We start from the raw sequence: 10,449 nt of genomic DNA on the forward strand, positions 1-10,449 counted from the left end.
GATGCTCGCCTCGAGATTTTCAATCAACGCCAGTCGATATCTGGCAATACGTCGGGAAGTAGACTGAGATTGTCAATGGTGTGTTGTGCATCGAATCCCGGCTTGGCTAGCATATTGGCGTGCCCGCCTGTTTTCACTCTGACCGTCCTTACCCCGATGGGATTAAGCCCGACGAAATCCTTGGCGGGATTGTCTCCAACATAGATCAAGTCGGTCCAGGCACACCGCTCCCTTTCGAGAATTCTCCGGAAACACAACGTGGACGGCTTTTCATGCCGGACGCCATAGCGATGGGTCAGAAGAACCTTGGCACACTGGTCCTCCAGTTGCAAAGCCTTGACCTTGTTGTATTGGACGATCTTGTGTCCATCCGTTACGAGGTACGGCTTTCTCCCGAGTCTGGCGAGTATGGACCGCGCTTGGGGATAAAGCGAAATCGCAGGCATATGATGCCGGTATACCTGAACGCATCGGAGCACAGCCTTGCGACTGGCAACACCGTTTTCTGCCAGCCATTGATTGAAGACGGCCCCTCTGCCCTTTTCGCCCAGAATCGCGTCCATCCTTCCAAGCGATAACTGATAATCCCAGCCGTACTGTTGCTGCATCCAGCTTGCCACAGCCCTGAAACCGCTGTCTACGAACGATTTCTCTGGATAGAGCGTGTCGTCCAGATCAAAGATCAGAATCGGCGACATATAAATCCTGGGCGACACGAACTTGCCGGAAACGCCCCGGTCGACGATGAAATGGCCAATCGCCAAGATCGGCACCGGCGATCTCCAGCAAAGACCAATGCAGGCCATCCAGCCCCGCAGCCATTCCTGCCGTCGATGCGCCACCGAATCTGGGATTGCACTCGATCACTTGCAGACCACCGGCCTCATCGAGAAACGCCTGCATTACCACCGGTCCGGAAAGTTTCAAGGATTCCAGAATCATGCGGGCCGATGCCTCGATAGCCTCGTCGGAAAAAACCGTGGTGACGCGCGATTCGCCATTGACGACCTGATCCCTCCGCCGCAAAACCAGACCCTTAACCTTGTGCGTCCGATCCAGCCAGGCATCGATGCTGATTTCAATGCCGTGTACCATCGGCTGAAAAATCGGCGCTTCCAGTTCTGTGGCGTGACGTCTCGCTTCTTCCCTGGTCAAATTCAACCCCAGTGAACGTGATCCTGCGCCATATCGTTCTTTGACGACCAGGGTATCTGCCGTGAGTTCGTCGAGATTATCCGAGGCCGGGATGAACGATAAACCGCGCTGTTGGCCGTAACGCGCAAAGGCCAACTTGTCCAGACACAGCGCGATCGAATCGGGCGGAGAAACGATCACCTGTATCCCGGCTTTGGCTAGCTCATCTTTATGTTGTGCCCAAAAGAGCAACTCGCCATCGCGGGTAGGCAACACACAATTAATGTTGCGATTGCGCAGTGCTTCCATGATCTGCGCAAAATTTTCTTTCCGGGTAGGCGGCATTGGCCAGAACTCGTCCGCCACATAGGCTGAAACTGCCCTTGCATCGAGATCGCCAGCCACGACCGCTCCATCCGGGCCAAATTGGCGCACTGCCGCTTGCATGGCGCGAACCAGAGGAACCTTGGCGGCCGCGCTACTGATCAACGCCCTGAATCGAAGGTGCGGCGATGTTGTCCGGCCTGATTGACTGCGCTCATACTCGATGATTTCCGGAATCGCCTTCTCAATGTCGTATTCCGGTTGCCAGCCGATGAGGCTCGTATATCGCGAGATATCGGCTTGGGAGGCCTCGTACGGAATATCGGACTCCTCCATGTTTGCCTGCATTTCGGGGAAATATTTCCGAAACACATTCACCACGTCGGAAACGCTGCGGGCCCTGCCCGTTCCCAGGTTGATGATGCCGGACGCCGTGGGATGCCCGGCCAACCGGATCAGTCCTTCGGCTGTATCGGCGGCATAGATATAGTCGAACTGCCCCTCCGGGCGATATACCGTTACAGGCTTGCCCTGAAGCAAATCTCTGGCCCAGCGGGAAATCACATCCCGCGAATTCCGGCCGTATCCACGGTAAATACGGGCGCACACCGTCGAAAGGCGGTCACCGCAAAACGTATCGATGAAGCGAAGTTCGATTTCGTGCGCGAACTTTGCCATGCCGGTCAGATTGCGAGGATAGACCGGGTCGGTTTCCTTGAGCGAGATTGCGTGATCTCTCGGCGAATCGAACTGGTACAGGTCGGGCGCATAGATCAGATAGCTCGAAGCGAACACCACTTTTTTCAGGTCCACCGCATTTCTTGCGAGGCTCATCAAGTGATGGCTCAACTGGACGTTGTGCAGGAAATTTTCTTCCCAAAACCCGTAGGATTCTTCCGATCGTTCGAACGTTGCAGCCAGATGAATGAATATTTCGGGGGCAAATGTGTCCCATTCAATTTGCGTCATGCAATTGAGATCACCCATCCGATACTGTACCTGGGCGGGAAATCCCTCGGGACGCGGCTTCAAATCAGCGGCCAGCACAATGGCGCCCCGGGCAACTAACCGGGGGATCATCTCCCGGCCAATCACACCGGCTGCACCGCTAACGAATACTCGCTTACCTTTCATATGACCTCAAATATCCATGTACAAGTGCATCGACCGGTTTTTCATCGATAACGACGTGCTGCCTCATCGTTCCTTCGCACCGAAACCCGGATGCTTCAAGCACGGCGATATGGTTGGATCTGGTAGCGTAGGTTTCGGTGAATATCCGGTTTAAACCAAGATCATCGAACGCCAGGCTTTTGACAAGCTGTAGAAATAGCGCAAAATCCCTGCGATAAACCGCATCATCCCCTGCACGCACTGGATCCATCAAAAAGGACACTTCCGCCCTGCGGTGTTCCCACGCAATGTGCACCAATCCGCCGTAGCCGATAAGCTCGCCATCGTTAAGGTAGCCGACCAATAGATTATCCGGCTGAGGCAGCGCCATCGTTGGCCAGATTTGCCGCTCGTAGTACGACTGCTGACTTTCCGCCGTGATAGGTTGCTTTTGGCGCAGAACATCGATTTGCGCGTTGCGCCATAGTCGGATCGCTTCAATGTCGCTATCCTGGACAGGCCTGATCTCTCTCCCGTCGTCCCGAAAAATCTGACTCGAAAGACAAGCGTAGCGCCTCATATCTGGCCTCGAGTAAAAAAAGCCACAACCTGCCGCCCCATTCCCACCTTCGCCATTGCTTCGTAATATGCAATGACGTCATCGATCGGTTTTCTGGCCAGCAGATTATCAAGCTGGATGCGTGCACGGTTCGCGCCGGGGCCGTTTTCCCTGTTCATCACATAATTTGCATTCGGATGCAGGAGAAACCAATCTATCGGAAATTCGCCAAGCACGTTGCGGCAGAAATATCCGGCCGATATCCCAACGGCCCTGAGGCTATCTGCATCGAAATACGACAGATGATCGGGTGTGGCGATCCAGAATTCTCTGTCGATATGTCCACGCTCCAGGCAGAAATTCTGTAGATCGGAGAAGTCGTTCGGAACGGTGACGATGAGCACCCCATCTGTCGATAACAGATCACGCAACTGCGCCATCAGTTCGACGGGCTCCAGGACATGCTCCAGAACATTACTCAGAAAAACTGCGTCATATCGGCGACCATTCTGAACACGGGTGGACAGCAGATCGAATACATCCCCCGTCTCCAGATAGGGCAGGCACGACGGATTCATTTTCTGGACACCGGCCGCACTGAAATCCAATCCCTCGACCTTCCAGTTCTTGGCCAGAAAATACTGCATGGCGAACCCTTCGCCGCATCCCACGTCGAGCATGAGGCCGGGCGACGTGCCACGAATCTTCTCGACGACACGAGCGTATCTGGCGATTCTGGAATTGAAATAATCCAGCTCTTCCTGGTCGTACTGGGCGCGATAATTTCCCTGATTCGTCTGATAATATTTCAGCGCGTAATAGTTTCGAAGCTCTTCCCTGGAAGGCTTTTCGGCAATTTCGTAAAAACCAAGCGGGTGCCTGCGCAGTAGAGCGTTCATTATCCGAATCTCCGTTGATGCTTGATCTCAGCCATCAACCAATCTTCTTCGTTATCGATATCCTGAACCTGCGATTCGGGAACCACGACGGATCCTGTATTTCGTCCCAGCAACGTGCCGTCACGCGCCAATACCTCTGGACGAAACCAGTAGAACTGACCCACGTCGTGATAGGCCGCTGGCAGGTCCTGAGATCGGGTCTGAACGTACTCGGGCCAATTCATCGCTACTTTTCCGCCAGGATCACGTTGCAGCGATCTCAAAATCGGGTAGCTAAACGACGTGACCGGCATTACCACATCGAAATTTTCTTCAAACAGAATCTGTCGCGATTGACGCAATAATTCAACGGTGACGAAAGGCGCAGCGGCATACAGGCAGCAGGCGAGGTCAAATTTCTGCCCGCGATCACCGTAACTTCCCAGCACCTCGGTTAATACATCGGCGGTCGTTGCTACGTCGCTTGCTGTTTCCGCGGATCGCATGAAGGGAACACGTGCTCCCATACTGAGCGCAAGCGCGGCAATTTCTGGCCCATCCGTGCTGACCATCACCTCATCGAACAGGCCCGAATCGAGAGCGGCCTGAAGCGGCCACGCCATCATGGGCCGTTCTCGAAACAGGCGGGTGTTCTTTCCCGGGATGCGTTTGCTACCGGATCGCGCAAGGACGATGGCAATCGATTTCATCGTGCTGAAAGGCGAAATTTCGAGGCTCAAAGGAATTGCCGTATCGAGTTTGCAGTGCCGCATTGCGGCACTGCAAGCTCACGACAGCATGGCTTTAGTTGTGTGTTCGGATGCGTGCGGCATCCGGTGCCTTTTCTATCAGCAAATAATATTGAAGCGTGTAATATTCCAGAAGCTCCTCGCGCGTGACGTTTTTGAGCGTCAGACGGGTGAGGTCGATGTTGAACGGTCCTGTTTGCGTCTGATTCTGCGGCCAGAACGACCTCAACCGGCCGTCGAGCGAATTGGACGTCTGAACGATCCGGTATCCCGTTTCCTCGCAAAACTTCACCATTTCATTGCGGGTGAAGAAGCGAATATGCGTGATGTCGAGTAGCCCGGCATCTGCGTACGACCAGTTGCCCTTGCCGAGCTCTTCCATTATCCAGAGGTTGCGGATGTTGGGAATGCTGAGCACCAGCTGGCCCGTCGGCGACATGTATTCGCGCAGCTTGACCATCACGTCCCACGGGTTGTACATGTGCTCGAGCACGTCGGCCAGCAGTACCGCGTCGAGCGAGCCGCGCGCGATGCCTTCCTTTTCCAGATCGAAGTCTTCGAAGCGTCCAACCATCACGTGGTCGAGTTTCTCGCCTGCGAGCTTCGCCGCCTCCCGATTCATCTCGATGCCGAAGGCACGGCTCCCGGGGAACCGCTCCTTGACCAGTGCCGCGTTGCTGCCGGTTGCACAACCCACGTCGAGGATCACGGACGGCGTGTTCGTCAACATGTTGGCGAGGTCCGCACGACCGGCCGTGTGGTACAGCCCGCGCGTAGAGCTGGATTCGACGTCCAGGTATTCTTGCCAGACATGACGCTTTGCACGCGGCGTCAGGCCGGCAGCCATCCGGGCCATGAGCTCGGCGACACACGTAGCCGCCGTACCATTTTCCGTTGCGTTGTAGTGTTTAACGCGTGCCGCCGCCGCATTGACCGCAGCGGCGCGCACCGTTTCGTTCGTCAACAGCAGGTGTATCGCGCCCGCGAGATTCTGCGCCTCAACCTCGGTGACGCCTGTTTCAGCTTCGAACGATGGCCCCATCACCATGCCCGTCACACTCAGCAAGTTGATGACGGGGGTACGCGCCAGCATCCCCTCCACCAGATAGTTCGAATCGGTTGCGATAAGCAGGTCGCTGCCTGCGGCAAGCGCCTGCGTGTCGTCCATGCAGTAAACGTAACCGGAATCCGCCGCGCCCAAATCACGAAGAATTTGCCGATAGCGCTGCTCGCCAAACGCGCCATTCGACGACCGGTCCTTGATGATTGCATTGAATTGCAGGCCGCTGGCGCGCAACGCTTCACAACTGGCTATAAAAACGGCCAGCGTATCGTCGTAGACGTTTTCGTTACCTTGAGCACTGAAATGCGACGACCACGTCGTGCCAAAAACAATCAGCGGGATACCGCGCCGGATTGGGTATTTGCCGTCGAGATATTGCCGGCAGGCGGGTTTTCGGTTTCGAAGCTCCGCGTAGCAGTCCCATGCAGGGTTGCCCGTCACGACGAAACGTTCTGCCGGATAGCCTTGATCAAGATAGCCTTCCATCCCGCGTTGGCCAAACACAGCGAGTTTGTCGGCGATTACCTGGTCATGTACCGTGTACGGATCCACGAGTGCGATGGCGTGCGCGACGTGCAACGTCGGAATGCCGCGTGCTTTGGCCCAACTGGTCGCGGTCTTGCCGCCGTTCGTCACGTCTTCGCTCGTAACGAGCAATCCGATTTCGTAGCGTTTGGCCGCCTCGGCCAGGCAATACAGGAGACGAACCGCTGCGGGCAATTCTGTCGCCACCGTATCGGCGATGACCTCAGTCATCTGACTTAGCGCGGGGTTCTCGCTTGCGAGCGTGCCCAGATACGTCGCGAACCGGGTGTTCAGTTGCGATGTCTCCGCTACGGAATCCGCGTGGCGGGCGGCGTCCAGCATACCCTGCAGACCGACGACCGTGCTGCCGGTACTGTCGATCACGCTGCGTATCTGCGGCGTGGGCTCTTCCGGAATGATCACGACCATCGGCTCGTGCATCAACAGAAACTGGCGCAACGCTTCAATTTGCGTGCCCCACAGCAGACTGACAATGGCCTTCTGCATCATTGCTGGCCTCCGTTGAAAATACCGAAATACTTTTCCAAAAGCGCCTTGACCAGGTTGTACTCTGTTCCGACCGTTACATCAACGCCGTCTTTGACGCGGAACGGCGCACCGGCTGCCCACTCGCGCGCGATCTGGGTGGCCTGCCGATCGAGATGCGCGTATTGCATCCATCCTTCGAATTGTTCGCACACGTCTTGCGGGAGGACGCCGCGGAAATTGAACTGCGGCAGACGGGTTTTCAGGGTTTTATACAGAAGGTAAAAGAAATGCCGGCTGCGCAGCGGCTGCAGCAATCGCTCGAATTCGGCTGCATATTGTTCACGCGAAAGCGGTAGCCACGGCAGCAGCGCATCGAAGTCGTGCTGGTCGAGCGCCGCGTCGCGAGCGGCAACGTTTGCCGCGTACCGTGCGTTGGCTTCCCGGTCAGGGCAGTTTTCCAGCACGACGAATATACGGCCCGACATGCGAGGGGTGAGGTGCTTGACCAGATATTCCTCGATGAACACACCGAGATCAAAGAGGCCCTTATCGTAGGCGAACCACGACAGCACGCGTCGGTAGCTCTGCTTTCCATCGAGCGCCGGATACGAAAGCCAGTTCACGTTACCGCCGCCCAGAAAGGCGCCGTAGGGTACCGCGGCGACGATTCGAAAGCCGGCCTCATCAGCAAAGTCGACGAGGTCGGCGAGGCTGAGGCGCGACATGTAATTGATGAAATTGGTGCTGCCATCGGTCTGCTTGAGCGCATCGGGCCATCTGGCGCTATCGCTGCCACAAGATGCAAGCACATTGTCGGCGGAGTGAATGTCGAATATCAGGCGTCCGCCTGGACGAATCGCGCGTTTCCATTCAAGCAGCGACTCTCGCCAATTCGGAAAGTGAACGAGTACGTTAAGCGAAACAGCGCAATCGAATGTCTGGTCGCCAACCGGTAATGACGATACGTCGCCGACCTTCAGCGTGATGGGCGCGTCGCCCGCCAAACGGCGGGTTTCGTCAAGCATCGCCCGCGAACTGTCAATGCCGGTCAGGCGATAGCCATCGGCGAGCAGCGGCAACGCAGCGCGCCCGGTGCCAATCCCGATATCGATAATTTCCGGTCCGCATGCGAACTTCCGGATCGTATTGATCTCGATCGTGTTTTTGAGTGCGTTGGTCGAATCGTGCTGGGTCATACGGCCCGAGTACCAACTGACCATGTTCGGATCTTGCCACGCGTCTGTTTTCCAGCGAATGAGCTCCGACTGTTGAAGCTCGGCACTGGGCGTTGTCAGCCTTTGGTTCATTTCAGAAGGATCCTGGAAAGCGGGGTGCCCCGCTTGAGTGATTGCCGGATAGGTATCCGAAGTTCGGTACCGGGATTGGCTGCCGAACAGCGCGCCGGAACGATTGCGATACGTCTCATCTCAGTGCAGCCTTCAGGGTGTCGGCCACCCGGGCTTGCGCGTCGTCGGAAAGTGCTGCGTACATCGGCAGGCTGATTGCTTCCCGGTAGTACTGTTCGGATTCTGGAAATTGGCCCGGCCGGAAACCCAGTCGACGGTAGTAGGGCTGCAAATGCACGGGGATATAGTGCAGATTTACGCCGATGCCGGCCTGCCGCATTCGTTCGAATACGTCGCGATGCGTGAAGCGTATCGCGTCAAGCTTGAGCCGGACGACGTACAGGTGCCAGGCCGACTCATCGAGCACGTCATATTCCGGCAGGACGAGCGGCAGTCCTTCGAGCAGCACGGCGTAGCGTGCGGCAAGCGCCCGGCGACGCGAGAGAAAGGTATCGAGACGATCGAGTTGCGACAAACCGAGGGCGGCCTGCAGGTCCGTCATCCGGTAGTTGTAACCCAGCTCGGTCATTTCGTAGTACCACGGTCCATCGCTTTCGCTTTCCATTCGCGAGACATCGCGCGTGATGCCATGACTGCGCAGGCTTCGCAGCCGCTCATGGAGCGTTGCATCGTTCGTGAGCACGGCACCGCCTTCACCCGTCGTGACGATCTTGACCGGATGAAAGCTAAAGACGGTCATATGCGCATGGTCGCCGCAACCAACGGGACGACCGCAATATCGTGCGCCAACGGCATGCGACGCGTCCTCGATAACGAGGAAGTCAAATCGATCCGCCAGACGCTTGATCGCGTGCATATCGGCGCTACGACCGGCAAACGCAACGGGAATGACGACCTTCGGCAACCGTCCGCTTCGCTCCGCCTCGACGAGTTTGCGTTCGAGCGCGTTCGCGTCAAGGCACCAGGTGTTGCGGTCGATGTCCACGAAATCGACGTCGGCACCGCAATAGCGCGCGCAGTTCGCCGACGCGACGAACGTGTTGGGCGTCGTCCAGAGCAGATCGCCGGGGCCCAGGCCGGCGGCAGTGCACGCAATGTGCAACGCCGATGTCGCGTTGGAAACAGCCACGGCGTACTTCGCTTCGCAACGCGCGGCGAGCGCGGCTTCGAAGGCGGGAATAGCGGGACCCTGCGTGAGCCAGTCGGAATGCAGCACGCGTGTGACGGCGGCGATGTCCGACTCGTCGATTGACTGGCGACCGTATGGAATCGATGTGCTCATGCGATTTGCCGGTCGAGTGCCCGCAATTCTCCGATGCTCAGGAAGTGGTTATTGTTGTCGGAGGTGTAGTTGAATCCTTCGGTCACCAGCTTGCCCGATTCCTGCAAGCCGTTGATTGCGTAATCGCCCTTCACAATGAAACGGATCGACGGCGTGATCACGTAGTGGTCGTCAAATTCGATCGTATTCAGGCTGTCGTCGCGCGTGATCATCATCTCGTGCAGCTTTTCGCCGGGCCGAATGCCGATGATGCGTTGCGAAAATTCCGGCGCCATCGCGCGAGCGAGATCGGTGATCCGCACGGACGGGATCTTCGGGACGAACAGTTCGCCGCCTTGCATGCGCTGAAAGCTCTTCATCACGAATTCGACACCCTGGTCGAGCGTGATCCAGAAGCGGGTCATTCGCTCGTCGGTGATCGGCAATTCTCCGGCGCTTTCAGCAATCAGCTTGCGGAAATACGGTACGACGGAACCGCGTGAGCCGACGACGTTGCCATAGCGAACGATCGAAAAGCGCGTCGGGTGTTTTCCAACGAGATTATTCGCGGCAACGAACAGTTTGTCCGATAGAAGCTTCGTCGCGCCATACAGATTGATCGGGCTCGCCGCTTTGTCCGTCGATAGCGCAACCACTTTTTCGACGCCGTTCTCGATCGCCGCGTTGATGATGTTCTCGGCGCCGTTGACGTTGGTCCGGATACATTCAGTGGGATTGTATTCAGCGGCCGGCACTTGTTTCAGTGCTGCTGCGTGCACGACGTAATCGACATCGCACATTGCCTGCTTCAGGCGTCCGGGGTCTCGTACGTCGCCAAGGAAATAGCGCATGCAAGGTTCGGAGTACACCTGCTGCATTTCGTATTGTTTGAGTTCGTCGCGCGAAAATACGATGACGCGCGCAGGCCGCCATTTCGCGAGCAGAGTCTTGATGAACTTCTGGCCGAACGAACCCGTTCCACCCGTAATTAATATCGATTTATTGTCGAACATCGCCCTATCCTTCCCATCGAGATCGCATACCGCT

General features: G+C 56.7%; 9 protein-coding genes. All 9 read right to left on the reverse strand.

The annotated features are described in order from the left end of the window. Positions 1-23: 23 nt before the first annotated feature. The 9 genes from EPN59_RS15915 to pseB all read right to left on the reverse strand — a co-directional run bounded on the left by EPN59_RS15915 (position 24) and on the right by pseB (position 10,415). The gene (locus EPN59_RS15915) at positions 24-698 is read right to left on the reverse strand and encodes an HAD family hydrolase (protein ID WP_293034305.1); all 675 of its coding nucleotides are present in this window, start codon (positions 696-698) and stop codon (positions 24-26) included. Further along, complete coding sequence (locus EPN59_RS15920; RefSeq protein WP_293034304.1) at positions 676-2,592, reverse strand: NAD-dependent epimerase/dehydratase family protein; 1,917 nt, start codon at positions 2,590-2,592, stop codon at positions 676-678. Before EPN59_RS15920 ends, EPN59_RS15915 begins: the two co-directional genes overlap by 23 nt. Continuing rightward, positions 2,582-3,151, reverse strand: a complete 570-nt coding sequence (locus tag EPN59_RS15925; protein WP_293034303.1) for a GNAT family N-acetyltransferase — start codon at positions 3,149-3,151, stop codon at positions 2,582-2,584. Before EPN59_RS15925 ends, EPN59_RS15920 begins: the two co-directional genes overlap by 11 nt. Then, the gene (locus EPN59_RS15930) at positions 3,148-4,029 is read right to left on the reverse strand and encodes a class I SAM-dependent methyltransferase (RefSeq protein WP_293034302.1); all 882 of its coding nucleotides are present in this window, start codon (positions 4,027-4,029) and stop codon (positions 3,148-3,150) included. The genes EPN59_RS15925 and EPN59_RS15930 overlap by 4 nt, the downstream gene beginning before the upstream one ends. Continuing rightward, on the reverse strand, positions 4,029-4,748 hold the full coding sequence (pseF, locus tag EPN59_RS15935; protein ID WP_293034301.1) for a pseudaminic acid cytidylyltransferase: 720 nt from the start codon (positions 4,746-4,748) through the stop codon (positions 4,029-4,031). The genes EPN59_RS15930 and pseF overlap by 1 nt, the downstream gene beginning before the upstream one ends. Positions 4,749-4,812: 64 nt before the next feature. Then, entirely contained in the window at positions 4,813-6,855 is a 2,043-nt protein-coding gene (locus tag EPN59_RS15940) for a class I SAM-dependent methyltransferase (RefSeq protein WP_293034300.1), read from the reverse strand. Next, on the reverse strand, positions 6,852-8,141 hold the full coding sequence (locus EPN59_RS15945; protein WP_293034299.1) for a class I SAM-dependent methyltransferase: 1,290 nt from the start codon (positions 8,139-8,141) through the stop codon (positions 6,852-6,854). Before EPN59_RS15945 ends, EPN59_RS15940 begins: the two co-directional genes overlap by 4 nt. Positions 8,142-8,256: 115 nt before the next feature. Then, positions 8,257-9,423, reverse strand: coding sequence for a UDP-4-amino-4,6-dideoxy-N-acetyl-beta-L-altrosamine transaminase (gene pseC, locus EPN59_RS15950; RefSeq protein ID WP_293034298.1), 1,167 nt, complete (start codon positions 9,421-9,423; stop codon positions 8,257-8,259). Continuing rightward, entirely contained in the window at positions 9,420-10,415 is a 996-nt protein-coding gene (gene pseB / locus EPN59_RS15955) for a UDP-N-acetylglucosamine 4,6-dehydratase (inverting) (RefSeq protein ID WP_293034297.1), read from the reverse strand. Before pseB ends, pseC begins: the two co-directional genes overlap by 4 nt. Positions 10,416-10,449 lie beyond the last annotated feature (34 nt).

The sequence above is a fragment of the Paraburkholderia sp. genome, assembly GCF_004298475.1.
In the GTDB taxonomy this organism is placed as follows: domain Bacteria; phylum Pseudomonadota; class Gammaproteobacteria; order Burkholderiales; family Burkholderiaceae; genus Paraburkholderia; species Paraburkholderia denitrificans.

What these genes read in the sequence shown, in the direction of transcription:
- EPN59_RS15915 (WP_293034305.1), bottom strand. Translation starts at nt 698, where the DNA reads ATGTCGCCGATTCTGATCTTTGATCTGGACGACACGCTCTATCCAGAG.
- EPN59_RS15920 (WP_293034304.1), bottom strand. Translation starts at nt 2,592, where the DNA reads ATGAAAGGTAAGCGAGTATTCGTTAGCGGTGCAGCCGGTGTGATTGGC.
- EPN59_RS15925 (WP_293034303.1), bottom strand. Translation starts at nt 3,151, where the DNA reads ATGAGGCGCTACGCTTGTCTTTCGAGTCAGATTTTTCGGGACGACGGG.
- EPN59_RS15930 (WP_293034302.1), bottom strand. Translation starts at nt 4,029, where the DNA reads ATGAACGCTCTACTGCGCAGGCACCCGCTTGGTTTTTACGAAATTGCC.
- EPN59_RS15940 (WP_293034300.1), bottom strand. Translation starts at nt 6,855, where the DNA reads ATGATGCAGAAGGCCATTGTCAGTCTGCTGTGGGGCACGCAAATTGAA.
- EPN59_RS15945 (WP_293034299.1), bottom strand. Translation starts at nt 8,141, where the DNA reads ATGAACCAAAGGCTGACAACGCCCAGTGCCGAGCTTCAACAGTCGGAG.
- pseC (WP_293034298.1), bottom strand. Translation starts at nt 9,423, where the DNA reads ATGAGCACATCGATTCCATACGGTCGCCAGTCAATCGACGAGTCGGAC.
- pseB (WP_293034297.1), bottom strand. Translation starts at nt 10,415, where the DNA reads ATGTTCGACAATAAATCGATATTAATTACGGGTGGAACGGGTTCGTTC.